This window comes from Ihubacter sp. rT4E-8 (assembly GCF_049852125.1).
Classification (GTDB): domain Bacteria; phylum Bacillota; class Clostridia; order Peptostreptococcales; family Anaerovoracaceae; genus Senimuribacter.
This window is the reverse complement of the sequence record NZ_CP187532.1, coordinates 2,586,954-2,613,145: the sequence shown is the minus strand read 5'-3', so window position 1 is coordinate 2,613,145 and position 26,192 is coordinate 2,586,954. Positions and strand designations below refer to the sequence as shown.

At 39.9% G+C, this 26,192-nt stretch carries 32 protein-coding genes; all 32 read left to right on the top strand.

Going from position 1 to position 26,192, the window contains the following annotated elements; translation table 11 throughout:
* Positions 1-62: 62 nt before the first annotated feature.
* Positions 63-1,688, top strand: coding sequence for a minor capsid protein (locus tag ACPW7J_RS12885; RefSeq protein ID WP_425755390.1), 1,626 nt, complete (start codon positions 63-65; stop codon positions 1,686-1,688).
* On the top strand, positions 1,685-1,828 hold the full coding sequence (locus ACPW7J_RS12880; RefSeq protein WP_227151219.1) for a hypothetical protein: 144 nt from the start codon (positions 1,685-1,687) through the stop codon (positions 1,826-1,828). The genes ACPW7J_RS12885 and ACPW7J_RS12880 overlap by 4 nt, the downstream gene beginning before the upstream one ends.
* 288 nt (positions 1,829-2,116) lie before the next feature.
* The gene (locus ACPW7J_RS12875; RefSeq protein WP_227151217.1) at positions 2,117-2,722 is read left to right on the top strand and encodes a phage scaffolding protein; all 606 of its coding nucleotides are present in this window, start codon (positions 2,117-2,119) and stop codon (positions 2,720-2,722) included.
* A gap of 49 nt (positions 2,723-2,771) precedes the next feature.
* Entirely contained in the window at positions 2,772-3,848 is a 1,077-nt protein-coding gene (locus ACPW7J_RS12870; protein WP_425755389.1) for a phage coat protein, read from the top strand.
* Between the two features lie 22 nt (positions 3,849-3,870).
* Positions 3,871-4,323 (top strand): hypothetical protein, encoded by a 453-nt coding sequence (locus ACPW7J_RS12865; protein ID WP_425755388.1) that lies wholly within the window; start codon positions 3,871-3,873, stop codon positions 4,321-4,323.
* Positions 4,299-4,679: a hypothetical protein gene (locus tag ACPW7J_RS12860; RefSeq protein WP_118455420.1), complete on the top strand. Its 381-nt coding sequence runs from the start codon at positions 4,299-4,301 to the stop codon at positions 4,677-4,679. Before ACPW7J_RS12865 ends, ACPW7J_RS12860 begins: the two co-directional genes overlap by 25 nt.
* The gene (locus ACPW7J_RS12855) at positions 4,679-5,149 is read left to right on the top strand and encodes an HK97 gp10 family phage protein (protein ID WP_118455418.1); all 471 of its coding nucleotides are present in this window, start codon (positions 4,679-4,681) and stop codon (positions 5,147-5,149) included. Before ACPW7J_RS12860 ends, ACPW7J_RS12855 begins: the two co-directional genes overlap by 1 nt.
* Positions 5,146-5,571, top strand: a complete 426-nt coding sequence (locus ACPW7J_RS12850) for a phage tail terminator family protein (RefSeq protein ID WP_227151211.1) — start codon at positions 5,146-5,148, stop codon at positions 5,569-5,571. The genes ACPW7J_RS12855 and ACPW7J_RS12850 overlap by 4 nt, the downstream gene beginning before the upstream one ends.
* Positions 5,572-5,580: 9 nt before the next feature.
* Positions 5,581-5,763, top strand: coding sequence for a hypothetical protein (locus ACPW7J_RS12845; RefSeq protein WP_227151209.1), 183 nt, complete (start codon positions 5,581-5,583; stop codon positions 5,761-5,763).
* Position 5,764: 1 nt separating this feature from the next.
* Positions 5,765-7,072, top strand: a complete 1,308-nt coding sequence (locus ACPW7J_RS12840; RefSeq protein WP_425755387.1) for a phage tail sheath family protein — start codon at positions 5,765-5,767, stop codon at positions 7,070-7,072.
* A gap of 32 nt (positions 7,073-7,104) precedes the next feature.
* Positions 7,105-7,563: a phage tail tube protein gene (locus ACPW7J_RS12835; RefSeq protein ID WP_425755386.1), complete on the top strand. Its 459-nt coding sequence runs from the start codon at positions 7,105-7,107 to the stop codon at positions 7,561-7,563.
* Positions 7,564-7,641: 78 nt separating this feature from the next.
* Positions 7,642-8,073, top strand: coding sequence for a phage tail assembly chaperone (locus tag ACPW7J_RS12830; RefSeq protein WP_425755385.1), 432 nt, complete (start codon positions 7,642-7,644; stop codon positions 8,071-8,073).
* A 243-nt stretch (positions 8,074-8,316) separates the two neighbouring features.
* Positions 8,317-10,452 (top strand): tape measure protein, encoded by a 2,136-nt coding sequence (locus ACPW7J_RS12825; protein WP_425755384.1) that lies wholly within the window; start codon positions 8,317-8,319, stop codon positions 10,450-10,452.
* Positions 10,452-11,129, top strand: a complete 678-nt coding sequence (locus ACPW7J_RS12820) for a LysM peptidoglycan-binding domain-containing protein (protein WP_118455405.1) — start codon at positions 10,452-10,454, stop codon at positions 11,127-11,129. The genes ACPW7J_RS12825 and ACPW7J_RS12820 overlap by 1 nt, the downstream gene beginning before the upstream one ends.
* A gap of 18 nt (positions 11,130-11,147) precedes the next feature.
* Positions 11,148-12,113, top strand: a complete 966-nt coding sequence (locus ACPW7J_RS12815) for an XkdQ/YqbQ family protein (protein ID WP_227151200.1) — start codon at positions 11,148-11,150, stop codon at positions 12,111-12,113.
* Positions 12,103-12,504 carry a DUF2577 domain-containing protein gene (locus ACPW7J_RS12810; RefSeq protein WP_425755383.1) on the top strand — a complete coding sequence of 134 codons (402 nt, stop codon included), beginning with the start codon at positions 12,103-12,105 and terminating at the stop codon, positions 12,502-12,504. The genes ACPW7J_RS12815 and ACPW7J_RS12810 overlap by 11 nt, the downstream gene beginning before the upstream one ends.
* Positions 12,501-12,905 (top strand): DUF2634 domain-containing protein, encoded by a 405-nt coding sequence (locus ACPW7J_RS12805; RefSeq protein WP_118455400.1) that lies wholly within the window; start codon positions 12,501-12,503, stop codon positions 12,903-12,905. The genes ACPW7J_RS12810 and ACPW7J_RS12805 overlap by 4 nt, the downstream gene beginning before the upstream one ends.
* Entirely contained in the window at positions 12,906-13,970 is a 1,065-nt protein-coding gene (locus ACPW7J_RS12800; protein ID WP_227151197.1) for a baseplate J/gp47 family protein, read from the top strand.
* Positions 13,963-14,580, top strand: a complete 618-nt coding sequence (locus ACPW7J_RS12795) for a putative phage tail protein (RefSeq protein WP_425755382.1) — start codon at positions 13,963-13,965, stop codon at positions 14,578-14,580. Before ACPW7J_RS12800 ends, ACPW7J_RS12795 begins: the two co-directional genes overlap by 8 nt.
* A 16-nt stretch (positions 14,581-14,596) precedes the next feature.
* On the top strand, positions 14,597-16,645 hold the full coding sequence (locus ACPW7J_RS12790) for a hypothetical protein (RefSeq protein ID WP_425755381.1): 2,049 nt from the start codon (positions 14,597-14,599) through the stop codon (positions 16,643-16,645).
* Positions 16,646-17,047: 402 nt separating this feature from the next.
* On the top strand, positions 17,048-18,175 hold the full coding sequence (locus ACPW7J_RS12785) for an RNA-directed DNA polymerase (RefSeq protein WP_227151191.1): 1,128 nt from the start codon (positions 17,048-17,050) through the stop codon (positions 18,173-18,175).
* Positions 18,172-18,438: a hypothetical protein gene (locus tag ACPW7J_RS12780; RefSeq protein ID WP_227151190.1), complete on the top strand. Its 267-nt coding sequence runs from the start codon at positions 18,172-18,174 to the stop codon at positions 18,436-18,438. The genes ACPW7J_RS12785 and ACPW7J_RS12780 overlap by 4 nt, the downstream gene beginning before the upstream one ends.
* Before the next feature lie 18 nt (positions 18,439-18,456).
* Complete coding sequence (locus ACPW7J_RS12775; protein WP_255616479.1) at positions 18,457-18,564, top strand: CD1375 family protein; 108 nt, start codon at positions 18,457-18,459, stop codon at positions 18,562-18,564.
* Positions 18,551-18,727, top strand: coding sequence for a CD1375 family protein (locus ACPW7J_RS12770; protein ID WP_425755380.1), 177 nt, complete (start codon positions 18,551-18,553; stop codon positions 18,725-18,727). The genes ACPW7J_RS12775 and ACPW7J_RS12770 overlap by 14 nt, the downstream gene beginning before the upstream one ends.
* 76 nt (positions 18,728-18,803) lie before the next feature.
* Positions 18,804-19,226, top strand: a complete 423-nt coding sequence (locus ACPW7J_RS12765) for a phage holin family protein (protein ID WP_227151188.1) — start codon at positions 18,804-18,806, stop codon at positions 19,224-19,226.
* Complete coding sequence (locus tag ACPW7J_RS12760; protein ID WP_425755379.1) at positions 19,207-20,166, top strand: SPOR domain-containing protein; 960 nt, start codon at positions 19,207-19,209, stop codon at positions 20,164-20,166. Before ACPW7J_RS12765 ends, ACPW7J_RS12760 begins: the two co-directional genes overlap by 20 nt.
* Positions 20,167-20,352: 186 nt before the next feature.
* Entirely contained in the window at positions 20,353-20,652 is a 300-nt protein-coding gene (locus ACPW7J_RS12755) for a putative quinol monooxygenase (RefSeq protein WP_161875123.1), read from the top strand.
* A gap of 149 nt (positions 20,653-20,801) precedes the next feature.
* A complete protein-coding gene (locus tag ACPW7J_RS12750; RefSeq protein WP_161875124.1) occupies positions 20,802-21,710 on the top strand; it encodes a precorrin-6B methylase in 909 nt (302 codons plus the stop codon).
* 84 nt (positions 21,711-21,794) lie between these two features.
* Positions 21,795-22,451 carry a DUF1638 domain-containing protein gene (locus tag ACPW7J_RS12745; protein WP_161875125.1) on the top strand — a complete coding sequence of 219 codons (657 nt, stop codon included), beginning with the start codon at positions 21,795-21,797 and terminating at the stop codon, positions 22,449-22,451.
* Between the two features lie 83 nt (positions 22,452-22,534).
* On the top strand, positions 22,535-23,923 hold the full coding sequence (locus ACPW7J_RS12740; protein ID WP_161875126.1) for an MATE family efflux transporter: 1,389 nt from the start codon (positions 22,535-22,537) through the stop codon (positions 23,921-23,923).
* Between the two features lie 141 nt (positions 23,924-24,064).
* Positions 24,065-24,748, top strand: coding sequence for a response regulator transcription factor (locus ACPW7J_RS12735; protein WP_161875127.1), 684 nt, complete (start codon positions 24,065-24,067; stop codon positions 24,746-24,748).
* Positions 24,736-26,091 carry a sensor histidine kinase gene (locus ACPW7J_RS12730; RefSeq protein ID WP_161875128.1) on the top strand — a complete coding sequence of 452 codons (1,356 nt, stop codon included), beginning with the start codon at positions 24,736-24,738 and terminating at the stop codon, positions 26,089-26,091. The genes ACPW7J_RS12735 and ACPW7J_RS12730 overlap by 13 nt, the downstream gene beginning before the upstream one ends.
* Positions 26,092-26,192: the final 101 nt, after the last annotated feature.

Sequence of the window (26,192 nt, the reverse complement as noted above, 5' to 3'; positions counted from 1 at the left end):
GACAGATTCAGGCACAGATTGAATCCTGGTATTCAAGATATGCAAAGAACAATGGAATCACAATGGCAGAAGCAAGAAAACAGTTGTCTGCTGCTGAACTGAAAGAATTGCAATGGGATGTCCAGGAATACATCAAATATGGACAGCAGAATGCAATGAATCAGCAGTGGATGAAGGAACTGGAAAATGCATCTGCAAGATTCCACATCAGCAGACTGGAAGCCTTGAAACTTCGGACACAGCAATCATTGGAAGTTGCTTTTGGCAATGAACTTGATTCCCTGGATGGTATGGTCAAGCACCTTTATCAGACAGGATATTATCACACATGTTTTGAAGTGCAGAAGGGTTTCAATATTGGTTGGGAAATCGGTCAGATTGATGAAAGGAAGCTGCAAAAGATTATTTCAAAACCTTGGGCAGCAGATGGAAAGACCTTTTCAGACAGGGTGTGGCAATCAAAGACAACAATGGTCAATGAACTGCATCAGCAACTGACCAGGACAATCATTCAGGGAAAAGCACCTGATGAAGCAATCAGAACTTTGTCAAAGTATGTTGCAGACAAGACCAAAAATGCAAAGTATGCAGCAGGAAGACTTGTGATGACTGAACAGGCATTCATTTCCAGTGCTGCACAGAAGGATGCATTCAATGACCTGGATGTGGAAGAATTTGAGATTGTCGCAACACTGGACAGTCACACTTCTGAAATATGTCAGAACATGGATGGACAGCACTTCCCTATGAAGGACTTTGAACCTGGTGTCACTGCACCACCTTTTCATGTTTGGTGCAGGTCAACAACTGTTCCATACTTTGATGATGAATGGGGCAGAAGCGGTGAAAGGGCAGCAAGGGGTGAAGATGGTAAAACATACTATGTTCCATCTGATATGACCTATCCTGAATGGCAGAAGTCATTTGTTGATAGTCATACAGAAGATTTGAAACCAGTTGTTCCTGATGATATAATGAAAGATAAACCTGAAACAAATGTGAAGTCAGTTGATGACTGTACAAGCATCCCTGATGTTGAACAGTTCATGAAAGACCAGGATTGGTTCTTGCATAGGGAAATAAATGGGAAACCATGGCGGTCTGATGATTCACTTTCACTTGAAGGTGTTGACCTTCCTGTTGCAAAGTCCATTTACAAAACACATGAACAGTTATTTGCAAAATATCCTTCGTTGAAGGGTCAGTTGTGTTCTATCAATTCTGCAAAATTGAGTGGAACAACCTATGCACAGTGTTCATGGGGATTTGGAAATGGTGGAATAACAGTCAACAAACAATGGTTCAAGGATGAATCAAAACTGATAAAATCCTTTGAATCTGACAAGGCAGCAGGTTTCCATCCACAAGGGGTTGGATATGATTCCATTGTGATGCACGAACTTGGACATGCGGTTGATGACTATTTGACCAACACAATGAAAGCTGTTGGAATGAATGGTTGGAAACCAAAAGCAGTTTCTGCTTATTTAAGACCAAAGGTCATGAAAGCAGCAGGCTTCAAAGTTAGTGACACATACAAACAAGTCAGTGGTTATGCCACAAAGGATGCAATGGAATGGTTTGCAGAATGCTTTTGTGAATGGATGTGTTCAGAGAATCCAAGACCTGTTGCAGCAGAATTTGGAAAGCAACTGGAAGAATTATTGAAAGGATGTGGTCTTTTATGATGCCTACATTTTTTACAAGTGAATATTTTGTTCCTGAACCTGACAACTGGCATTTGAAAGAAAATGCCCCACAGGAAGTCAAAGAAGAATTTGAAGCCTGGATGAAGGAACACAATCAACCTGACAAAATGGTTGATTAAGAAAAGCACCTGAAAAGGGTGCTTTTTTAATGCGGTAAAACATCAGACTTGCTGAAAAATCTATGAAGAAGAAAATGTGCAGGGGTGACACAGAAGTAACTTCCTTTCAGCAAGGCTAATTTTTTATTGTCCTGGTGTATGACATAAAAAGACACAATCACAAAGAATCTTTTGGGTTTCAATCCAAGGTCATCTTTTTAGGATTGCAGATGTAAAAGAACAAGTTCAAATGGACATGGACTGAACCATGAAAAAATAATGTTTTTGAAGAAAGGATGGTATTGAAAAATGAAAAAAGAAGAATTTGTGAAGTTAGGAATTGATGAAGAAACTGCAAAGAAGTGTGAAGCTGCTTCCCAGGAAGAACTTAAAGGTTTCATCCCAAAGACAAGGTTTGATGAAGTGAACAACGAAAAAAAGAAGTTGGAACTTGACCTTCGTGACAGGGATGGACAGCTTGAAACCTTGAAGAATTCCACAGGTGATGTGGAAGCAATGAAACAGCAGATTGCAACATTGCAGGCTGACAATAAAGCAAAAGATGAAGCACACGCTGCTGAAATCAAGAAAATGAAGGTTGATGCTGCTGTTGAAGCTGCACTGACAAGTTCAGGTGCAATCAATGCAAAGGCTGTTGTTCCTTTCCTGAAAGATTTGGACAAGGCTGAACTTGCTGATGATGGCACAGTGAAAGGTCTTGCAGAACAGATTGAAGCACTTACCAAGGCAGATGACACAAAGTTCCTTTTTACTGCTAAAAAGCAGACCCAGGTGAAAGGTGCAAAACCTGGTGAATCAGGAAATGAAGAAGGTGACCATGGGGTTGATACTTCCAAGATGACCTATTCTGAAATGATGGCATATCTTGCTGAAAATCCTGATGCAAAAATCTAAAGCACCAAGAACACAAAAACTATTTTATGAAAGGAAAAGGTGAAACAAAATGGCAAAATTTGATTCCAAAAGTTTCAATCCCCAGGCATTCGGCAAGTATGTTGACCGAATTCCTAATGTAACTAAAAACGAACTTGCAAAGAGTGGTGCAGTTGGTACAAATCAGAATGCACATGATGCCCTTGCAAATCAGACTGGTTCTCTTTATGCAAGAGTTCCTTATTTTGGCAGAATTGATGGTTCTACCAGTCAGAACAATGATGGTGGACATGACATTGAAAGCAGCAACACAACCACTTATGAACAGGGATTCATTGTGGCAAGCAGAATGGATGGTTGGACTGAAAAGTCTTTCAGCAAGAACATCACAGCAGGTACTGATTTCATGGACAATGTTGCTGCACAGATTGCTGACTACAAGATGGATGTTAAGCAGGCAATGATGCTTGCAATCCTTTCAGGTGTTTTCAGCATGAAAGCAACTGGAACTGGTGTTGCTGAAAAGGCAGCAAAGGAATTCCTTGAAAAGCATGTCTATGACATCACTGGAAACACTGGTGATGAAGCACTTGTTGGTTCTACAACCTTAAACAAGGCAATTCAGAAAGCAGGCGGTGACAACAAGAACATCTTCAAACTTGTCATCATGCACAGTGAAGTTGCAACAAACCTTGAAAACATCAAGCTGTTGAAGTACATGACACAGACTGATGCAGATGGTATTGAAAGAGAACTTGCACTTGCAACTTGGAATGGAAGAACTGTTCTTATTGATGACAACATGCCTGCAACAGAAGTTGAAGCAGCAGAAGGTGTTGAAGCATACACTGCATACACCACTTATGTTCTTGGTAATGGTTCAATCACCCTGGATGACATTGGTGATGCAGTTCCTTATGAAATGAGCCGTGACCCTAAAACAAATGGTGGTCAGGACACACTTTATGTGCGTGACAGATTCATTTGTGGTGTTGATGGTATTTCCTTTGAGAAACCTGCTTCCATCACTGCATCTGCTTCCAACACTGACCTTGCAACTGGAACAAACTGGAACATCATCAATGATGGTACAAAGGCAATTCCACACAAGGCAATTGCACTTTGCAAGATTGTTTCCAAGGGTTAATTGATGAAAGGGGTGTTGCTGAATGAATGAAATGATTCAAAAAGTTCTTGCAAACATCCTGACTATTATGAACAACACCAGTCTTTCAGAACCATTCTATGAAGCGGTTCTGAAAAGACTGGTTTCTTTTGGGTATAACCTGGAAGAAGATGATGGTTGGGTTTTATGTTTTTGTATGCAAAAAGTTGAAAATCACATCAAGAATTTTTGCAACACTGATTCAATCCCTGATGGTTTATTTAATGCAGCGGTTGACAGGATTTGTGGTGAATTTTTGTTCACAAAAAAACAGACTGGACAGTTGAACATTGGTGAACTTGACTTGGATGGTGCTATCACAAGCATCAAAGAAGGTGACACTCAAATCAATTTTGATGCAGGGTCATCTGATGAATCCAGGTTCAATCAACTGGTGAACTATCTGATGAATCAAGGGGAAGGTGATTTGATATGTTTCAGAAAAATAAGATGGTGAAAAAAGCAAGAAAAGCAATTGAATCCATGTATGAAGGAACGTGCACAATTACTGAACACCAAAAAGTTCAAAAAGATAACAAATCAACAGGTTTTCAGGATGTGATTGTTCAGGAAGATATTCCTTGCAGATTGTCTTTCAAGACAATCAACAATACAAATCCAAATGAAAATGCTGCATCCGCACTTGTCCAAGTAACAGAAGTATTCCTTGCACCTGAAATTGTTGTCAAGCCTGGTTCAAAGCTAACAATCACACAGAATGGTGTCACCACAGATTATAAGTCCAGTGGTATTCCTGCAACTTATAGCACACACCAGGAAATAGTGGTTGAAATCTTTAAGGGGTGGGCATAATGGCAAGCGGTGGAAATGTCGATTTTAGGGAATTGCAAGAGTTCAGAAGGAAGATGGAAGCATCATTGAATGATGACCAAATCAATGACTTCATTGAATCTTGTGCAAAAGAACTGGCTGCAAGGTTGCTTGCAAAGGTTATCAAAAGGACACCTGTTGGACAATATCCTGCAAGCACAGGAAAAAAAGGCGGTACACTTCGCAGGGGTTGGACTGGTGGAAAAACACAAGGTGGAAAGGCTTATGCTGATTCATTGCGTGTGAATCATTATGGAAATACTTATGTTATTGAAGTGGTGAATCCAGTTGAATATGCATCTTATGTGGAATTTGGTCATAGAACCAGGAATCATGAAGGATGGGTTGAAGGAAAATTTATGCTGACCATTTCAGAACAGGAAGTTCAGGGTGATGCTGCAAAGATTCTTGAAAACAAACTGAAAAGAAAGTTGGGTGAAGTTTTCAGATGATAAACAAAATCATTGATGGAATCAGTGTTGCAATCAATGCTGAATTTGGTGATGACTATGAAATTTATACTGAATCAGTTGAACAAGGTTTGAATGAACCTTGTTTTTCCATTTTATGTCTGAATCCTACAAATGAACAGTTCCTTGGAAGAAGATATTTCAGAAAGAATCAGTTCTGCATTCACTATTTTCCAAAAGGTGAAGAAAAGAACAAGGAAATCAATGAAGTCAGGGAAAGGTTGTTTGAATGCCTGGAACTGATAACAGTTGATGGTGATTTGTGCAGGGGAACAAATATGAGTAGTGAAACAAGTGATGGTGTACTTTCGTTTTTTGTGAACTATGACATGTTCATGTATAAGATGCAGGAAGGAACACCTACAATGGAATCTTATGATTATAGCACTGATGTGAAAGGATAAGGTGAAAGAATGGCAAAGAAAGAAGTTGTGCAGGAAGCTGTTTCCAAGTATAGCAAGGAACAGATTCTTGCATCAAACAAATATTACAACAGACATGATGTCATCAATGCCCTTTGGACTGATGGTTCAGAAAAGTCCATTGAAGAAGTGGATGACATGATTGAAAAATTTATGAAAGGAATGGTGAAGTAAAATGGCTTTAGGCGGTGGAACATTTACTGTTCAGAACAAAGTGCTTCCTGGTGCATATATCAACTTTGTTTCACTTGCAACTGCAACTGCAACATTGTCTGACAGGGGTTATGCAACAATGCCACTTGAACTTGATTGGGGCATTGAAGGGGAAGTGTTTGAAGTAACAAATGCAGATTTTCAGAAGAATTCTATGAAAATCTTTGGTTATGATTACACCAGTGAAAAGTTAAAAGGTCTTCGTGACCTGTTCAAGAACATCACCACACTGTTTGCATACAGATTGAATGGTGATGGTGTTAAGGCATCCAATACCTTTGCAACTGCAAAGTATGCAGGAACAAGGGGAAATGACATCAAGATTCAGGTTCAGGTGAATGTGGATGATGACAGTCTTTTTGATGTCAACACCTATCTTGGAACTGTTATGGTTGACAGTCAGACTGTTGCAAAAGCAGCAGACCTTGTTGCAAATGATTATGTGACATTCAAGTCCAGTGCGGAACTTTCAAGCACAGCAGGAACACCACTTGAAGGTGGAACAAATGGTAATGTCACAGGAACAAATCACCAGGCATATTTGGACAAGATTGAATCTTATTCATTTAATGCAATGGGTGTTGTTACCACAGAAAACACCATCAAAAGTCTTTATGATGCATTTTGTAAAAGAATGCGTGATGAAGTCGGTGCAAAGTTCCAGGTGATTCTTTATAACAAGGCATCTGATTATGAAGGTGTTATCAATGTGAAGAACAAGACATCTGATGAAGGATGGTCAGAAGCATCCCTTATTTATTGGGTGACTGGTATTTCAGCAGGATGTGCAGTGAACAAATCAAATCTGAATAAGGTTTATGATGGTGAATTTGCAATCAATGTTGACTATACACAGACACAGTTGACAAAAGCAATTCAGGCAGGTGAATTCACACTTCATCAGGTCGGTGATGACATCAGAGTTCTTGAAGACATCAATTCCCTTGTTACGGAAACGGAAACAAAGGCATATATCTTCAAGGACAATCAGACAATCAGAGTGATTGACCAAATTGCAAATGACATTGCAGTGCTTTTCAACACAAAATATCTTGGTGCTGTTCCAAATGATGAAGCAGGCAGAATCAGTCTTTGGGCAGATATTGTCAAGCATCATGAGCAGTTGCAGGACATCAGAGCAATTGAAAACTTCACTGATGAAGATGTAAAGGTTTCCCAGGGTGACACAAAGAAAGCGGTTGTTGTTCAGGATGCAGTGACTGTTGTCAATGCAATGGCAAAACTTTATATGACTGTCACAGTGATGTAAGAAAGGGGTGAATCAGAATGTCTAATATCACAATGAAAGCAAAAGATTCCATTTCTGCAAAGTTGGCAGAATGTTTCATCACAATTGGAAACAACAGATACAACTTCATGCAGGCAATCAATTTTGAAGCAAATTTTGAAAGGACAAAGACAGAAGTTCCTATCCTTGGAAGAACAGGAACTGGAAACAAGTCAACTGGTTGGAAAGGTACTGGTTCAGCAACCTTCCACTATAACACCAGTATTTTCAGGGAAATGATGCTGAAATACAAGGACACTGGTGAAGATGTCTATTTTGAAATTCAGGTGACCAATGATGACCCTACAAGTGCAGCAGGCAGACAAACAGTTGTCTTCATGGACTGCAATATTGATGGTGGCATCCTGGCAAAGTTTGATGCTGATGGTGAATACCTGGATGAAGAACTGAATTTCACTTTTGAAGACTTCAAGATGCCTGAAACCTTCAAGTTGCTTGATGGTATGCAGTAAACATTTTGACCCACATGTCTTCAAAACAGGCATGTGGGTCTTATTTTTTTAGAATAAAACAGAAAGGTGGTATATACCATGTCAGATTTAAGCAGATTTTTGAAAGCAAACAAAATCAAAAGAGAAAATACAACTTTTGCAGCAACAAAATCCCTTGTGGATGCAAAGGGCAATCCTCTTCCTTGGACAATCAAACCTTTAATAACCAAGGAAAATGATGCAATCAGGGATGAATGCATGATTGAAGTTCCTGTCAAGGGAAAACCAAACATGTTCAGACCGAAACTTGATACAAGCAAATATATTGGCAAAATGATTTGTGCATGTGTGGTTGAACCAAACCTTTATGACAAAGACTTGCAGGATTCTTATGGTGTGATGTCACCTGAGGATTTGCTGAAAGAAATGATTGATAACCCTGGTGAATATCAGGAATTTGCAACCTTTGTTCAGAACTTCAATGGTTTCAACACTACACTGGAAGACAAGGTTGAAGAAGCAAAAAACTAATTGAAGAAGGGGATGCAGAAGCAAACTTTGCACATTATGCATTGCAGAAACTTCACATTTTACCTTCACAATTTGTCAATTTGAGTATGGAAGAAAAGGCTTTTGTGATTGCTTCAATCAAAATCAGAATCGACAAGGAAAAGAAAGAAGCAGCAAAGGCAAAGAAAGGAAAATAAAAAAGGGATGAATGTTGGTGTTCATCCCTTTTCAAATTATACCAAGAAAGGATGGTGAAGAAGAACAATGGCAAGCATAGCAACATCAATTCAGATTATTGATAGAGCATCAGCACCAATCAACAACATGATTGTTGCACTGGACAATATGTGTTCTGCTTATGAATCTGTTCAGGATTCCATGAACACTGGTTTCAATACAAGAACTATTGACCAGGCAAGACAGGCAATTGATGCTGCTGCACAGCAGGTCACACAGCTTGGAAACAATATTGAAGATAATGAAGAACATCAGCAGAACTTCAACAGAACTGTTCAAAATGGTTCATCTGCTATGGATGGATTGCTTGGAAAGGTCACAAGCCTGGTTGCAGCTTATGCGACATTTCAGACTGTTGAAAAAGTGATGGACATGTCTGATGAATTGACCATGACAAAAGTAAGACTTGACATGATGAATGATGGATTGCAGTCCACAGATGAACTGGTCAATATGGTTTATGCATCAGCACAGAATGCAAGGGGTTCTTTCACAGACATGGCAGCAGTTGTTGCAAAGTTTGGAAACAATGCAAAGGATGCTTTTGGAAGTTCAGAAGAAGTTGTTGCTTTTGCAAACCTGATTCAGAAGCAGATGACCATTGCAGGTGCATCCACACAGGAAGCAAGCAATGCAATGTTGCAGTTGTCACAGGCTTTGGGTTCAGGTGTGTTGCGTGGTGATGAATTGAATTCCATCTTTGAACAAGCACCAAACCTGATTCAGTCTATTGCTGATTATCTTGATGTTCCTATTGGAAAAATCAGGGAAATGGCACAGGATGGACAGTTGACAGCGGATATTGTAAAAAATGCAATCTTTGCAAGTGCGGATGACATCAATGCAAAATTTGAACAGATGCCTATGACCTGGGGTCAGGTATGGACAACCATGGGAAATGCTGCACTGATGCAGATGCAACCAGTTTTAACAAAAGTCAATGAGATTGCAAACAATGAAGATTTCCAACTGTTTGCAGCAAATGCAGTTTCTGCTTTTGCAACTGTTGTGGAATGGTTGTTGAATATATTGGAACTTGCATCTTCCGTTGCAGCTTTTATCAGTGATAATTGGTCAATCATTGAACCTATTGTTCTTGGTATAGCAACAGCACTTGGTCTTTACACAGCAGCATTGATTGCAAACAATGTTGTTCAGGGAATCAGTGCAGCAATGGCAGGTGTGAAAGCTGCTGCTGATATGATGCAGGCAGGGGCAACCTTCACAGCAACAGCAGCACAGTATGGACTGAATGCAGCTTTGATGGCATGTCCTTTGACATGGATAATTCTTCTTATCATTGCCCTGATTGCAATTATTTATGCTGTTTGTGCAGCAATCGCAAAAATGACAGGTGTTGCAAACAGTGGTTTTGGTGTGATTTGTGGCGGTGTGAATGTTGTCATCCAGTTCTTCAAGAACTTGGGTCTGACAGTCGCAAACATTGCCCTTGGAATTGGAAATGCAATTGCAGCACTTGGTTCAAACATGATGACTGCATTCCACAATGCAATCTGTTCAGTCCAGTCTTGGTTCTACAATCTTTTATCAACTGCACTGACTGTTGTTGCAGGAATTTGTGAAGCACTGAACAAACTTCCATTTGTTGAATTTGATTATTCAGGAATTACAAGTGCAGCAGATGAGTATGCAGCAAAAGCATCAGAAGCAGCAGGAAACAAGGAAGATTACAAGTCAATTGGTGATGCATTCAATGATGGAATGTCCACATTTGACACATTCCAGGATGGTTGGGCATCAGATGCATTCAATGCAGGTGCAGCATGGGGTGATGGTGTTGCAGATAAGGTTTCCAATATGTTCAGTGGAAGTGATGGTGGTGTTGATACATCCAACATGTTCAATGGCGGTGGTTATTCAGGATATGATGCAGGTCAAGTTCCTGCAAATATTGCAGATACTGCTGCAAATACTGGAAAAGCTGCTGATTCACTGGACATCACAAGTGAAGACTTGAAATATCTTCGTGACATTGCTGAACAGGATGCAATCAACAGATTCACCACAGCGGAAATCAAGGTTGACATGGGTGGAATCACCAACAATGTTTCAAGTGATGCAGACCTTGATGGTATGGTTGATTACCTTGCAAATGGTGTGAATGAAGCAATGGAAAAAGCAGCGGAAGGGGTGCATGACTAATGGCATATAGTGTTTATCTTGACAAAATTTTGTGTCCAATTGCACCTTCAAAGTTGCAATTGAAAATCAAGAATCAGAACAAGACCTTGATTCTGATGAATGAAGGGGAAGTCAATATTTTGAAAACAGCAGGTCTGACTGACATCAGTTTTGACCTGCTGATTCCAAATGTGAAATATCCTTTTGCAAAATATGATTCAGGGTTCAAAAGAGCAAAATACTTCCTGGATAAATTTGAAAAGATGAAGACATCAAAGAAACCTTTCCAGTTTATCATGGTCAGACAGCTTCCAAATGGAAAAGGTCTGTTCAATACAAACATTAAGGTTTCAATGGAAGATTATCAAATCAAAGAAGATTCCAAGGAAGGTTTTGATGTAACAGTAACAATCAAATTGAAACAGTATAGGGATTTTGGAACAAAGACTTGTAACATCAAGTTTGCGAAAACAAAACCAACTGTTCAGAAGGAAAAGAAAAGGGAAACAACAAATTCCCCTGCACCTTCATCAAACAAATCATACACAGTGGTCAAAGGTGACTGCTTGTGGAATATTGCAAAGAAGTTTTATGGAAATGGTTCAAAATATACTGTCATTTACAATGCTAACAAGGACAAAATCAAGAATCCAAACTTGATTTATCCAGGGCAGGTGTTGACCATTCCATCAGCATAAGAAAGGCGGTGAACACTTTTGGATGTAAATATTGAACTTCTGATTCAGCATGGTGACAAAGTGTTCATTCCTGTTGTGCAAGAAGGAATCACCTGGACAACTGAAAGAAAAGGTTGTCCAGGTGAATTGAAGTTCAAAGTTGTCAAGGATGATGTTATTTCCTTCACAGAAGGGGATGCTGTCAGACTGAAAGTCAATGGTCAGAATGTCTTTTATGGATTCATATTCAAGAAACAAAGAGATAAGGAACAAATCATTTCTGTCACTGCTTATGACCAGTTGCGATATTTGAAAAATAAAGACACCATTGTCTATGAAAACAAGACAGCAGGTGAATTGATTCAGATGATTGCAAAAGATTATATGATGCAAACAGGAACAATTGAAGACACTGGATTCAAAATCAAGTCCAGGGTGGAAGAAAACACATCTTTGTTTGATATGATTCAGAATGCATTGGATATGACACTTGAAAATCAGAAATATATGTATGTCATGTATGATGATTTTGGAAAGATTGCATTGAAAGGTTTGGACAATATGCGGTTGAATCTTCTGATTGATGAAGAAACTGGTGAAAATTTTGATTACACATCAAGCATTGATTCAAACACATACAACAAAGTGAAATTGACCTATGACAATGAAAAAACTGGAACAAGGGAAGTTTATGTTGCACAGGATTCAGAAAATATGAATGCATGGGGTGTTCTTCAATATTTTGATACTTTGCAGGAAGGTGAAAATGGAAAAGCAAAGGCAGATGCACTTTTGTCTTTGTATAACAAGAAAACAAGAAATCTGACCATCAAAAATGCTTTTGGTGATGTCAGGGTCAGGGCAGGTTCAATGATTGTTGTCATTATGGATTTGGGTGATATGAAATTGAAAAACCTGATGCTTGTTGAAAAGTGCAAACATGAATTCAAAGAAAGTCAGCATCTTATGACTTTGACATTGAGAGGCGGTGAATTTGTTGCTTGATGCAAATGATTTATTAGTGAGTATAAAAAAGGCAGCACAGGAAGCAGCAGAAGCAGGACAACCTGCTGATTTCTGTTTTGGAAAGGTAACAAGTGCAAAACCATTGAAAATCCTTGTTGAACAGAAGATGACCCTTGGTGAAGCACAGCTTGTTTTGACCAGGAATGTCACTGATTATAAAACCAAAATCACTGGTGGAAATGTTCAAAACTATTATTACACTGGTGACATTGAATCAGGAACTGCACCTGTTTCCCCTTCACATGTTCATGCTGTTGGGAAAATTACAGTGACAATTCACAATGCTTTGACAGTTGGTGAAGAAGTTGTACTGATGAAGCAAAAAGGCGGTCAGAAATATCTTGTCCTGGATAGGGTGGTGAAAACATGATTCCTTCAACAAATAACATTTTGTCCTATGACTTGGAAATGGAAACAGAACCAAGTGTGAACTATAAAATGAACATAAAACAGGACATCATCAATGGAACTGTTGATGAATTGGAAGCAATGAAGCAGGTGATTTATAAGATTCTGAATACTGAAAGATACCAGTATATCATTTATTCCTGGAATTATGGAATTGAATTGATGGACTTATTTGGAATGCCTGTCATTTATGTCATTCCTGAACTTGAAAGAAGAATCACAGAAGCACTTATTCAGGATGAAAGGATTGAATCAGTGGATGACTTTGAATTTGACAGTTCTGAAAAAAGAACAGTCAAAGCATCATTCACTGTTCACACAATATTTGGTGATGTTCAAACAGAAAAGGTGGTGAATTATTAGATGTATGAAAATGTAACTTATGAAGACATTCTTCAAAGAATGCTTGACAGAGTTCCTGAAAACATGGACAAAAGGGAAGGTTCAATCATTTATGATGCACTTGCACCTGCTGCTGTTGAACTTCAATTGATGTATATTGAATTTGATGTCATCCTGAAAGAAACCTTTGGTGATACTGCATCCAGGGAATATCTTATCAGAAGGGCAGCAGAAAGGGGAATCACACCACAACCTGCAACTTATGCTTTTTTGAAAGCAAAAACTGTTCCATCTGACCTTCAAATACCACTTAATTCAAGATTTTCATTGAATGATTTGAATTATTATGTGGTTGAAAAGATTTCTGATGGTGAATACAAGATGCAGTGTGAAACCATTGGAAAGATTGGAAATGGTTATTTTGGTGATATGATTCCAATTGATTATATTCAGGGTCTTGAAAGCATTGAACTGACAGACCTTCTGATTCCTGGTGAAGATGAAGAAGACACTGAACTTTTGCGACAAAGATATTTTGATTCATTTGATTCAAAGGCTTATGGTGGCAATGTTGATGACTACCTAAACAAAACAAATAGTCTTCCTGGTGTTGGAAGTACAAAAGTAACACCAGTTTGGAATGGTGGTGGAACAGTTCTTTTGACCATATTGAATTCAGAATATGGAAAAGCATCTGACACCTTGATTCAGACAGTTCAAGAAGAAATTGACCCAACACAGGATGGTTCAGGAATAGGAATTGCACCAATTGGTCATATTGTCACAGTTGAAACAGCATCAGAAGTTGCTGTCAATGTTTCTGCATCCATTACTTTTGAAGAAGGGTATTCATGGACAGGTCAGAAAACAGCAATTGAAGAAGCTGTCAAAGGTTATCTTCTTGAAATTAGAAAAGAATGGGCAAATCAAAGTGCATCTGTTGTCAGAATAGCACAGATTGAATCAAGAATCATGGCACTGAAAGGTGTTCTTGATATTGCAAACACAAAAATCAATGATTCTGAATCAAATCTGATGTTGACAAAATATCAGATTCCAGTGTTTGGGGGTGTGGTGAATGATTAGAGAAGTAAACCTTCTTTCTTTCCTTCCTGAATTTGTTCAGGAATACAGAGAAATCAAACACATCATGAATTCAGAACAACCTGAAATTCAGAAACTGGAAGATGAAACAGAAATCATTAAAAACAATCAGTTCATTTTGTCATGTGATATTGATGGAATCGCAAGATTTGAAAATCTGCTTGGTATAACACCAAAACCTGATGACACCCTGGATGCAAGAAAATCCAGGGTAATCACCAGGTGGAATGATTCAATTCCTTACACATACAAAGGATTGAAGGAAAAATTGAATGTCATGTGTGGTGAAGGAAATTATTTATTGATTCCAAGTTTCAATGAATATGGACTTGAAATTGTGGTTTCCCTTCCTTTAAGCGGTCAGGCAGATGAACTTGATTATATGCTGTCATACATGATTCCTGCAAATATTGTTGTGACTTCAAGAAATAACATGGTCAGAACAATGACTGGAACTGTTCATGGCGGTGGAACTACCATTGAAACAAGCAATTTCACATTGCAGTCAAAGGTAAACCTTGACCATGTTCTGAACAGTCTTATGACTGGAACAGGTGTGGTTGTATCAAACATTGAAAGAACAATCAATTAGAAAGGTGGAAAATAAAATGCAAGATTTAGTTATTACAAATCAGGGTCAGGAACTTATTGCAAAAATGATTGCAGGAACTTCAACTGCAAGTTTTACAAAGATACAGACTTCTGATTATGATTATTCAGCAGCATCTTTGAAGGATTTGACATCCCTTTATGATGTAAAGCAGGAAGCACTGGTTTCTTCTGTTTCAAGAACAGACACAACCATGGTTGAAGTGCTTGCTGCAATCAACAACAGCAACCTTGATTCAGGTTATTATGTCAAAGCACTTGGTCTTTTTGCAAAGGATATTGAAGACAATGAAATCCTTTATGCGGTTAGTATTGAAACGGACAATCCTGATTATATGCCTGCATTTGGTGGAAAAACTGTCAGCGGTATCACATACAAGATGAATACCAAGGTTGATATTTCTTCCCAGGTAACACTTGAAATCAATCCTGCTGCTGTTCCAACAATGCAGCAAGTTCAAAACATTGTAGTTGCAATTTCTACACATGAAAATGAAACCATTTATGGTGAAGTCGGTGTTCATGGTTTCAGATATTACAATGAACAGTTGCAGGTGAAGAATGAAGAAGGTGAATGGACTGATGTTGAATCAGGCGGTGGTGGAATTTCACCTTCAAATGTTTCTGACTTGAAAATCAAGGTTGGAAATCAGAAACTAACAATCTTTTGGTCTGACCCTGGAAACACAGTAGTTGAAGGACAGACACTTTGCACATGGAAGGGAACAAAACTTGTTCAGAAAGCAGGTTCTTATCCTGAAAATGCAAAAGATGGAACAGTTCTTGTTGATAATCAGACACTGGATGCATTCAAAACAACTGGTTATGAAATCAATAACCTTGTGAATGGTCAGACATATTATTTTGCACTGTTTCCTTATGCAGATACTGGTGCAACAAATATCAATGAAGCAAACAGGGTTGCAGGTACACCACAGCCTTATAAAAAGATGACTGCAATCATTGACCTTTCCAATAGCAATCCTGCAACATGTGTCACTTATGCGGATGATGCAGTTGGAATGACAGCAGGTGATTCTGCTTGGGATGAATTCTTTGGTCATTATCCAGTATTGCTGAAAAATGGTGTTGAAGTTGGAAAGTTGAATCCAAACAACTTTGACCAGTTTGAAGATGGAACAACTGCTGATATTTCAAGCGGTAATGCAGGTGATGCAATGATTGCATTTCCAAGAAGGGGATTGACCATCACAACCAGTGGAACAAAAATCACTATTTCCATGACTGATGACCCTGACAATGCAGACTTTGAATATAATGCACATACCAGGGGAACAACACCAAAAGATGTCTTCTATCTTGGTGTTTACAAAGGTTATGTTGCATCAAGCAAGTTGCGTTCACTGAAAGGAAAGGCAATCACTGCAAATCAGACAATCGGAACATTCAGAACACAGGCACAGGCAAATGGTGATGGATATGAACAGTCAGGTTTCTATCAACTTACATTCAGACAGTGCATGTATATTTTGAAATATAAGAACCTGAATTCACAGACAACTGTTGGTTATGGATATGTTCTTTCCAGTCACAGTGCAGCAATTGCATCAGGTGGAACAGAAGCATGGGGAATGGATTGTGAACTTATCAAAGCAACAAATCCTACTTACATGACTGACCAAAATCATCATGTGAAGTGCTTTGGTCTTGAAGATTTTTGGGGCAACATTTGGGAATGGATTGATGGACTTGTTTCAGACAGTTCAAGAAATGTATTGACTGCAAACAGTGGATTCAATGACAGCGGTTCAGGATATACAAACAATGGAAATGGCGGTGTTTCTGCTAACATTGGAAACTATATGTCTAAACCACAGGGAAGCACAAAAGCAGGATTTGTTGCAAAGGAAGTCAATGGTTCAGAAACAACATACTTCTGCGATTATGCAGGTTTGTGTGCTTCTTGTGTGGCGTGGTTCGGTGGTGGTTGGGGTTTTGCTGCTGGTGCTGGTGCTTTTCGGCTTGATGTGAGTGCTGCTTCTTCGGGTTCGGCTGCCGGTATCGCTGCCCGCCTGATGTATTTATAAGATTCTTTTTGAAGGACACCTGAAAGGGTGTCCTTCATTTATGGGGAATAGATAAGGTGATATTGTTCATCAGAATTTAGAAAAAAGCCAAACACACGATTATACTAATTTGTATACTTCATGTGTAGCGAAATTCAGTGGTAATTGGAATAATACTGCTAATACTGGTACTTTTCAACTTAATGTGAATAATACTTCTTCGAATTCGAATACCAATATCACTGCCCACCTATTGTTTTCAAAATGTTTGTTCATTTATGGTTTCAATGACATGACTGTCTTTGAAATATACACTGGTTATCTATTGCCCTGGCACTTGCCAAAACACAAAAATTCAAAAATTGTATTAGTAGGGAAACCGAACATTCAAGACTATGAAAACATCAAAGGAAACCAAAGAACATGAAAAGATACGGAAACATTTATGACAAGATTTGTGACATGGACAATTTAAGACTTGCACATCAAAATGCAAGGGAAGACAAGTTGTTTTATAAAGAAGTGAAGATGGTTGATTCTGACCCTGACAAATACCTGTCCATGATTAGGGAAATGCTGCTGAATGAAACATATCAAGTTTCAGAATACACAATTTCAATAATCAATGATAAGGGAAAAGAAAGGGAACTTGCAAAACTTCCTTATTTCCCTGACAGAATTATTCAATGGGCAATCATGCTTCAAGTGGAAGATATTTTCTTGAAGACATTTTGTTCACATACTTGTTCCAGTATTCCTGGAAGGGGAATCAAAGAAGCATATATGCTGACAACAAAATATATGAAAGACAGAATCAACACCAAGTATTGCTTGAAGATAGATGTTTCAAAATTCTATCCAAGTATAAACCATGACATCTTGAAAAAGATGCTGCGAAAAAAGTTCAAAGACAAAAGACTTCTTTCACTTTTTGACAAAATAATTGATTCTTACCCAAAACAGACTGGTGTTCCTATTGGTTCATATCTTTCACAATATCTTGCAAACTTTTATTTAGCATATTTTGACCATTGGTTGAAAGAAGAAATGGGTGTGAAGTATGTGGTCAGATTTGCTGATGATATGGTCATATATGGTGCATCAAAGCAGGAACTTCATTCCTTGATTCGTGAAATTAAGAAGTATATGAAAGACAATCTTGAAATCAGGGTCAAGGACAACTGGCAAGTATTCCCCACTAATACAAGGGGTATTGACTTTGTGGGATATAGATTTTTCTATGATTTCATTTTATTAAGAAAATCAACCTGCAAAAGATTCAAGAGGAAAATGCTTAAAATCAAAGCAAAGTGGGATGATGGGAAACTTCCAAATTATTCAGAATGGTGTTCTGCAAATTCTTATATTGGATGGTTGAAGTGGTGTGATTCTTGGCGGTTGTTTGAAAAGTATATTGAACCAATTGTCAATGCATTGGTTGCTTATTATAAGTTTGTTATCAAGAAGGATGCAAAACCAAAGGCAAGAAACAATGCAGTAATTAAGTATGTCAACAAAATTTATCAGAAGAAAGGAAGGGTTGCAGCATGATTGATTGTGGTTATGTAACAGGCAGCAAAGAACAGGCGGTGGAACTGATTGTTGGTATTGACACAGTATATGTCCATGATGACATTCAACTTCTTAAAAAGGAAGATGAACAGGGAAATCCTGTTGAAGTGTATCAATATCATGAAGTTCAGTATGACAAAGATGAATACATCAAGGCTATGTCTGAAAAGAATTCTGAACTGGAAAACCAGTTGACTGACACACAGCTTGCACTTTGTGATGTCTATGAACTGATTGGTTAAGAAAGGCGGTGAATCAGGATGGCAAAGGTTTATGCAGATTTAATCAGAAAAGGAAAGAAAACCATTGATGATGTACCTGCAAAGTTAAGGGATGAAGTTCAGGCAATCCTTGATGCAGATGTTTAAGCACATCAAAAATTGGTTTAGAAAGGTGGTGGAAACCATGGCCGTTGTATATGCAACACTTATCATCAAAGGCAAGAAAACTTTTGCTGATGTTCCTGCAAGAATTCAGGAACAGGTGAAGCAGGTACTTATTGACCTTGATTGTGGTGACCTTGCACAGTAGGAAACCACACTGAATCCCCTTCCATTATGATTGGAAGGGGATTTTCTTATGAACTAAAAAGAAAGGACAGATTGGAATGAAAGGATATGTTACAACAGCTTTTGGTGTTGTCGGTGGATTCATTGCTTCCCTGTTTGGGGGGTGGGATGCTGCATTGACAACCTTGGTGATTTTTATGGGGATTGACTATGTGACAGGATTGATTGTTGCAGGTGTCTTCCATAACAGCGGAAAAACTGAATCAGGTGCTTTGGAATCCAGGGCAGGATGGAAAGGGTTGTGCAGAAAAGGCATGACCCTTTTGATTGTCCTGATTGCTTGCAGACTTGACTTGATTATGAACACAAACTTTGTCAGGGATGCAGTTGTGATTGGATATATTGCAAATGAAACCATCAGCATTGTTGAAAATGCAGGATTGATGGGTCTTCCTATTCCATCAGCAATCACAAAGGCAATTGAAGTTTTAACAAAGAAAAATGAAAAAGAAGGTGAATAATATGTCATACACAAACAGTCCATTGGTGTGTTATACTGGTTTAAGTCCAAACCATTCAGGACAGAGAACACACAGCATTGACAGAATCACACCACATTGTGTGGTTGGTCAGTTATCTTGTGAAACCATTTGTGCCTGCTTCCCAAAGGGAAGGGATGCATCCTGCAATTATGGAATTGGTTCTGATGGAAGAATTTCTTTGATTGTTGAAGAAAAGAACAGGTCTTGGTGTTCTTCCAGTGGTGCAAATGACCAAAGAGCAATCACAATTGAATGTGCATCTGATAAAACTGCACCTTATGCAATGAATGATGCTGTTTATCAGTCACTTATCAAGTTATGTGTGGACATCTGCAAGAGAAATGGAAAGACCAAACTTCTTTGGTTCGGTGACAAGGACAAGTCTTTGAATTATGAACCAAAGGATGATGAAATGGTCATCACAGTTCACAGATGGTTTGCAAACAAGTCCTGCCCTGGTGACTGGTTATATTCAAGACTTGGTGACCTGGCAGCAAAGGTGACTGCACAGCTTGGTGGAAAGACAGAAGAAAGCGGTGTTCTTTATCGTGTTCAGACTGGTGCTTTTTCAAAGAAGTCAAATGCTGATGCAATGCTTGCAAAAGTAAAGGCAGCAGGTTTTGACACTTACATGGTGCAAGTCAATGGTTTGTATAAAATTCAGGTTGGTGCATACAGTAAAAAATCAAATGCGGAAGCAATGCTTGCAAAAATTAAAGCAAAAGGTTTTGACGCATTCATCACAACAAAAAGTGGTCAGGCGGTGTCTGCAACACCTGCAAAGAAATCCATTGATGAAATTGCAAAGGAAGTTATTGAAGGTAAATGGGGAAATGGTGATGCAAGAAAATCTTCACTGGAAAAAGCAGGATATAACTATACAGAAGTACAGAAGAAGGTCAATGAACTTTGCAAGTGATGATGTGCATTGTTTTCCATTAGAAACTGGTTAGTAACAAAACACACTGAAAAGTGTATAAAATAAGGGTTCGGAACTATCTTTGAGATAAGGAGTTGCTCCACAAAAGGATTACAAAAAAACGCTTTGGGTTTTCCAAGGCGTTTTTTGTGGTAAAATAATAAAGGGTGAAAGGAGGCGTTTGATATGACAAATTTTTATGTGACATACACGTTGGAATGCAGAGAGGAAAGAGACGCTTTTTTTGATGAAGTAAAAGCCAGCGGCGTTATTGAGGCGTCCAGAGCAGAGGAAGGATGTATAAGGTACAGCTATTATTACCCGGCAGACGCTGAAAATCAGATATTTCTATGGGAGCAGTGGGAAAGCAGGGACGCCCAGCAAAGGCATACGCAGCAGCCGCACTTTAAAAAATTAGGACGTTTGAAAGAAAAGTACCGGATGGAAACCGAGATTCAGATCGAAGATCAAACGATTGTGGAATAATCGTATATGTGAAAGCTGTTAGCAGAACTCGTGTAATTTCATGCTGCCTTTCCTGTAGCTTTCGCAATTCCCTATGGCAAATGACTTGCAAAAATTGTATAATACATATATACGACAAATAAATTAAATGCCGAAGGGAGGCAAGCTTTATGAAAGAACAGCTTTTTACTAACCAGATTATTTTATCCTGGCTTCAATATTATGCGGAGAATTCGCCGATTGATCTGGAACAGATCAAAATGATGGATATCACCAAGAGAAACAAGAATTTGATTCCTACGGTGGAGTCTCACAAAGCCGTGCTCGCTTTTATGGAAGCAGGGGATGAGAACATCTTCTATCACATGTGGAACGCGGGTCTTGGAGATTGTGAGGTTTGGTATAATGAAGGGTCTGAACCGGTGGGCGCAATTAAACATGATAAGGTCAGCGATATGATCAATCGTGGTATTAACGCGTCGGCAGGGATGCTGGTAGTAAATCAGAATGCCAGAAATACTTATAAAAGCGGATTGGATAGCTTGAATTTCCGCAAAGGGTCTTCGTCTCGCCGTTTAGGAAGTGAAATTCGCACGATCATTCTGAACAAAATGCATATTGGCAGAGAAGATACGGTCTGTGTTATCGGCGGTGAAAGCGTTGCCATTGAATCAGCTTTTTTGGCTAATGAAGGTATTGTTGTTGCCGTAGAGTACAATAAGCAGGAACGAGACGCTATGGAAGAAAACATCGATTATTTTGATTTGCGTAATATGACGGTGATTGATCATGTGGATGAGAAGACACTGTCAGACTTTCCGGCGCCTACGATTGCGTTTATTGCGGCATCCGCCAGCATGGAGCAGGAAATTGAATGTCTGATGAAGCTGAATCCTTTGATCAATATTGTGGTTTACACTCTGGATTTCTCAGTGGCCGGAAATATGCAGGCAACTTTTGAAAGATATGGAATTAAGGAAGCAGAGGTTATTCAGGTATCCGTATCAAAGCTGGGCGCTAAGAATGCTTTTGAATTACAGCCGGCGCCGTGGATTATCACAGGCAAAGCAGAGCAGTAACGCTGTCTGAGATAATGTAGTTATGATGAGAAAAGGGAGGGACAGGTCCGAGGGCCTGTCCTTTTGATAAAGGAGGAAATATTTATGAAGACCTATATTATTACTTGTGGCTCGCTGAAAAAGCAGGTTGCGGCGGCACAGAAGAAGGAGGGTACGGATTATCCTGTGATAGAATTGGATCGCAGACTGCATGCGGAGCCAGTAAAAATGCGGGAAGCGCTCTTTGACGTAATGAATCAACTGCCGCAGGACACCGATTTGGTACTGATCTCTATGGGAATGTGCGGAGGATCACTTCTTGGCAAAGCATTTCCGTTTCGAACGGTAATTCCGAAGGTCGATGATTGCATCAGTCTGCAGCTACATACAGACAATCGGAGCGGATTTAATTTGAAGGAGGAGAAGCATCTATATTTAACAGATATGGAGGACGGTTGTCTGTCCATAGAAAAAATATACGCGGATTTGATCAAGCGCCATGGCAAGAGGAAGGGAATAGAAACTTTTACACGGTGGTTTGACGGTTATCATCATGTGGATATTGTAGACAGTGGTCTTATAGACTGCCATAATCGGGAATATCAGGAAGCGGCGAAAAGAAATGCCGCGATGATTCAGGCAGAGGTGAAGTATATAGATGGAAGTAATATCATTCTGGAGGAATTGGTAGCAGGTAGATGGAATGAACATTTTCTAGTTATCGATAGGGGAGTTTTGTTGGAAAAGAAGGACTTCTTATAAGAGAAACAAGTTAAAAACAATGTGCCTCTTGCATCCTTTGAGATAAAGGCATATAATGAATAGCTGGTGGGGAGGAGCAGAATATGGAAAATGAAAGCAAGAAAGTAAAGAAAACCTTTGAAATAGATATGGTAAGGGGACCAGTATTGATGAAAATGCTGATATTTACCTTGCCTTTGATGCTGTCCAGTATTCTGCAGCTGTTGTTTAACGCGGCGGATATTATAGTGGTGGGCCGTTTTGCGGGAGATAATTCGTTGGCGGCAGTTGGCTCTAATACTGCGCTGATCGGTCTGATGACTAATTTGTTTATCGGGCTGTCCGTCGGTGCGAATGTCACCGTAGCGCGGTATTTTGGAGGACGTAAGCGGGAGGAATTATCCGATACGGTTCATACGACTATGGCTTTGAGCCTGATCAGCGGTATAGCGCTCACTGTGATCGGCATGATATTGTCGAAATACTTTCTCATGTGGATGGGGACGCCTGATGAGGTGCTTCCTCTGGCTACAGAATATTTGCGAATTTATTTTCTCGGTATGACCGGGATGATGGTATATAACTTCGGCGGCGCGATTTTGCGGGCCGTGGGAGATACTCGGAGACCATTGTATTATCTGGCCTTTTCAGGTGTTGTTAACGTAGGTTTAAATCTGTTTTTTGTTATTTCGCTGAAGATGGATGTTGCCGGCGTTGGAGCGGCTACCGCGATTTCTCAGTGGATTTCTGCTGTTCTAATCTTTCGATGTCTTATCCGCGAACAAAGTGATATCCGTCTGACGCTGCGAAACCTCCGGGTTCACGGCGATAAGGTCATGGCGATTCTGCGGATCGGCCTTCCGGCTGGCGTGCAGGGGATGATTTTCTCATTGACAAATGTTTTAATTCAGGCTTCCGTCAATTCCTTTGGCGCGACGGTAGTGGCAGGAAGCTCAGCAGCCGCAAATATTGAGGGCTTTATATACTTTGCGATGAACGCGTTTTATCAGGCGACTATATCCTTCACAAGCCAGAACATAGGAGCAAGAAGAATTAAACGGATTGACAAGATTTTGGGGCGCGGCGAGATGTGTGTAGTCGCGGTAGGGCTGATTATGGGAAGTCTGGCTGTTTTGTTTGGACGACAGCTTTTAGGCATCTATACTTCCAGCGATATCGTTATTGACGCCGGAATGGAAAGGCTTCGGATTATTGCCCTTACCTATGCGCTTGGCGGCGCGATGGACGTTATGGTAGGCGCTTTGAGAGGTATGGGATATTCTATTATACCGATGGTTGTCACGCTGGTAGGCGTTTGTGGACTGAGAGTATTCTGGATTTTGACGATTTTTCAGATGCCTGCTTTTCATACGGTGGAAATGCTGTTCCTTACTTACCCGGTGACATGGACGGTGACGCTCAGTGGGCACATTATTACTTTCTTTATTGCAAGAAAAAAGCTTCGGGAGCAGGCGATTGCCAGAAAATTATAGCGGTTCCGTATTGGAGCGTCGAAGGTGAAAACGCTGGGGCCGGAGCAAGCATAGAAAGGGATGAAATATAAACAGAAACACATCATGTGTTGACAGATTCTTGACATTTTTATGGTATCCTAATTGTAAAGGAGAGATACCATGGCACAGAAAATATTAGTTGTGGATGATGAGAACATGATGACCACTTTGCTGGAGTCCCATTTGAGAGGATCAGGATATCTTGTATGGGTTGCGGAAAATGCAGAGAAGGCAGTGGAAAGGCTGAGCGTTCAGCCTGATTTGATTTTGCTTGATATCAATATGCCCGGAACGAATGGGTTGGAATTGTGCAGAAGGATTCGCAATCAGGTAAGCTGCCCTATTCTTTTTTTAACTGCTCGTGTTGAGGAAACAGATAAGGTGGATGGTTTCCGGGCAGGAGGCGACGATTATATTACAAAACCATTCAGTCTCAGGGAGTTGACCGCTCGTATTGAGGCGCATTTGCGCAGAGAACAGCGGGAGCGCTTCGAAACGGCTATTTTAACTTCACATGGATTTATTATGAACTTGTCCGAACGGACAGTTTCCTGGAAAGCGGAGGAAATTCAGCTTTCTAAAAGAGAATTTGATATTATGCGCTTTTTGATAGAACACCCGAGGCAGGTTTTTTCACGTGAGAGAATCTATGAGGCTGTGTGGGGATTTGATTCGGAGGGGGACGATTCCGTAATTAAGGAGCATGTACGTAAAATTCGCGTGAAGCTGCAGGCTGCTGCAGGCAAAGACTATGAAGACTATATAGAGACAATTTGGGGGATCGGATACAGATGGAACGGATGAAACGAAGGCTGAAGAATCTGTCTTTACGTAAGACCTTTATTCTGGCTATGCTGATTACCCTGACCGCGGTGCTTGCGGCATCAGGATTGACCATTGCCGGTGGTCTGGCGTTTCAGAAGTGGCTGATGCCGGAAGAAGATTATACGGTTATCAATTTCAATCTCACATATTCTGACGGCAGTGAAATAATGTATTCTACCATCGCTCATTCAGGGGACGATATTTTACTTTATGATCGTATGCAGGAGGCCTTTGAAATCATCAGCGCTTCGGCGGAGGGAGAAGATGAGGGTGAGTCAATTTTGATCCCTGGGAGTAACAGTCTGAAAATACGCAAACTGGAAAATCTTCGTGTAACAGCTGATCAGGTGGCGGCCAGCTACAAGGCGCTGCCGCCGAAACGGAAAGCAGCTTATATCGGAACCTCCGCGGCTATGGTGATTTTACCGGTTATCTACGCTTTCATCGGTATTGTACTCTGTGCTTTTTGGTTTTATAAACGTAAGCTTCAGTTACCTATAGAAGAATTGAAAACAGCGGCCGAGCATATTGGCGGTCAGGATTTAGATTTTAATATCAAATATGAAAGCCGCGATGAAATGGGAAATCTTTGCGATGCTTTTGAGACTATGCGGGAAACCTTAGAAAGCAATCAGAAGCAGCTCTGGGATCTTTTAGAAGCGAAAAAACTTCTTCAGGCGTCTATGGCTCATGATCTTAGAAACCCAATTGCCATTATACAGGGCTATGCGGAATATTTGCAGATGCATTTGGAGGATGGAACGCTGGACAGAAAGCAGGTGGCGGAAACTGCTGACAAACTGGAGTTGGCAGCAGGACGGCTACAACGATATACACAGTCGATCGGCGAGGTCAGCCGAATGGAGGAATTGGAAGTGGAAAAACGTGACTGTGTATTGGTAGATATTCTGACAGAGATGGAAGAAGATTTTCATTTAATCGCACAGCGGCAGGGAATTGCTCTGCACGTCAGCGTAGAAGAAGGAGAGCAGACGAACGGACAGTTAGATAGTCAGGTGCTTTATCGAATTTTGGAGAATGTTGTAGCAAATGGACTTCGATTTGCTGAAGGGCAGATTGATATGCGCATTGCTGTGAAGGAAGGCAGGCTTCAAATTGCGGTCAGCGACGATGGTCCGGGTTTTCCACAGGCGGTATTGAGCAGACAGAAAGGCGTTCCTATGCCCGGCAGCGGCGATCATATGGGTATGGGACTGGTAATATGCCAGATTCTGTGTCACAGACATGGAGGAGCTTTAAAGCTGTCAAACAGAACAGATCAAAAGGGCGCTGTAGTAAGTATAGACATTTCTATTATATAAACAATGAGGCCGTCTCAAAAGGTTGAGGCGGTTTTGTAATATTATTTAATACTTTGACGTTTTTTTGACTGTTCTGGTATATGATGGAGCCAAAATAAAAG

Bases quoted from the DNA above. Each gene is read 5' to 3' on its own strand.
- ACPW7J_RS12755 (WP_161875123.1), top strand. From the start codon at position 20,353: ATGACAAATTTTTATGTGACATACACGTTGGAATGCAGAGAGGAAAGA.
- ACPW7J_RS12750 (WP_161875124.1), top strand. From the start codon at position 20,802: ATGAAAGAACAGCTTTTTACTAACCAGATTATTTTATCCTGGCTTCAA.
- ACPW7J_RS12770 (WP_425755380.1), top strand. From the start codon at position 18,551: ATGCAGATGTTTAAGCACATCAAAAATTGGTTTAGAAAGGTGGTGGAA.
- ACPW7J_RS12795 (WP_425755382.1), top strand. From the start codon at position 13,963: ATGATTAGAGAAGTAAACCTTCTTTCTTTCCTTCCTGAATTTGTTCAG.
- ACPW7J_RS12870 (WP_425755389.1), top strand. From the start codon at position 2,772: ATGGCAAAATTTGATTCCAAAAGTTTCAATCCCCAGGCATTCGGCAAG.
- ACPW7J_RS12830 (WP_425755385.1), top strand. From the start codon at position 7,642: ATGTCAGATTTAAGCAGATTTTTGAAAGCAAACAAAATCAAAAGAGAA.
- ACPW7J_RS12835 (WP_425755386.1), top strand. From the start codon at position 7,105: ATGAAAGCAAAAGATTCCATTTCTGCAAAGTTGGCAGAATGTTTCATC.
- ACPW7J_RS12790 (WP_425755381.1), top strand. From the start codon at position 14,597: ATGCAAGATTTAGTTATTACAAATCAGGGTCAGGAACTTATTGCAAAA.
- ACPW7J_RS12860 (WP_118455420.1), top strand. From the start codon at position 4,299: ATGTTTCAGAAAAATAAGATGGTGAAAAAAGCAAGAAAAGCAATTGAA.
- ACPW7J_RS12845 (WP_227151209.1), top strand. From the start codon at position 5,581: ATGGCAAAGAAAGAAGTTGTGCAGGAAGCTGTTTCCAAGTATAGCAAG.
- ACPW7J_RS12765 (WP_227151188.1), top strand. From the start codon at position 18,804: ATGAAAGGATATGTTACAACAGCTTTTGGTGTTGTCGGTGGATTCATT.
- ACPW7J_RS12865 (WP_425755388.1), top strand. From the start codon at position 3,871: ATGAATGAAATGATTCAAAAAGTTCTTGCAAACATCCTGACTATTATG.
- ACPW7J_RS12800 (WP_227151197.1), top strand. From the start codon at position 12,906: ATGTATGAAAATGTAACTTATGAAGACATTCTTCAAAGAATGCTTGAC.
- ACPW7J_RS12740 (WP_161875126.1), top strand. From the start codon at position 22,535: ATGGAAAATGAAAGCAAGAAAGTAAAGAAAACCTTTGAAATAGATATG.
- ACPW7J_RS12785 (WP_227151191.1), top strand. From the start codon at position 17,048: ATGAAAAGATACGGAAACATTTATGACAAGATTTGTGACATGGACAAT.
- ACPW7J_RS12825 (WP_425755384.1), top strand. From the start codon at position 8,317: ATGGCAAGCATAGCAACATCAATTCAGATTATTGATAGAGCATCAGCA.
- ACPW7J_RS12820 (WP_118455405.1), top strand. From the start codon at position 10,452: ATGGCATATAGTGTTTATCTTGACAAAATTTTGTGTCCAATTGCACCT.
- ACPW7J_RS12885 (WP_425755390.1), top strand. From the start codon at position 63: ATGGCAGAAGCAAGAAAACAGTTGTCTGCTGCTGAACTGAAAGAATTG.
- ACPW7J_RS12760 (WP_425755379.1), top strand. From the start codon at position 19,207: ATGAAAAAGAAGGTGAATAATATGTCATACACAAACAGTCCATTGGTG.
- ACPW7J_RS12745 (WP_161875125.1), top strand. From the start codon at position 21,795: ATGAAGACCTATATTATTACTTGTGGCTCGCTGAAAAAGCAGGTTGCG.
- ACPW7J_RS12850 (WP_227151211.1), top strand. From the start codon at position 5,146: ATGATAAACAAAATCATTGATGGAATCAGTGTTGCAATCAATGCTGAA.
- ACPW7J_RS12780 (WP_227151190.1), top strand. From the start codon at position 18,172: ATGATTGATTGTGGTTATGTAACAGGCAGCAAAGAACAGGCGGTGGAA.
- ACPW7J_RS12775 (WP_255616479.1), top strand. From the start codon at position 18,457: ATGGCAAAGGTTTATGCAGATTTAATCAGAAAAGGAAAGAAAACCATT.
- ACPW7J_RS12730 (WP_161875128.1), top strand. From the start codon at position 24,736: ATGGAACGGATGAAACGAAGGCTGAAGAATCTGTCTTTACGTAAGACC.
- ACPW7J_RS12805 (WP_118455400.1), top strand. From the start codon at position 12,501: ATGATTCCTTCAACAAATAACATTTTGTCCTATGACTTGGAAATGGAA.
- ACPW7J_RS12875 (WP_227151217.1), top strand. From the start codon at position 2,117: ATGAAAAAAGAAGAATTTGTGAAGTTAGGAATTGATGAAGAAACTGCA.
- ACPW7J_RS12855 (WP_118455418.1), top strand. From the start codon at position 4,679: ATGGCAAGCGGTGGAAATGTCGATTTTAGGGAATTGCAAGAGTTCAGA.
- ACPW7J_RS12735 (WP_161875127.1), top strand. From the start codon at position 24,065: ATGGCACAGAAAATATTAGTTGTGGATGATGAGAACATGATGACCACT.
- ACPW7J_RS12840 (WP_425755387.1), top strand. From the start codon at position 5,765: ATGGCTTTAGGCGGTGGAACATTTACTGTTCAGAACAAAGTGCTTCCT.
- ACPW7J_RS12880 (WP_227151219.1), top strand. From the start codon at position 1,685: ATGATGCCTACATTTTTTACAAGTGAATATTTTGTTCCTGAACCTGAC.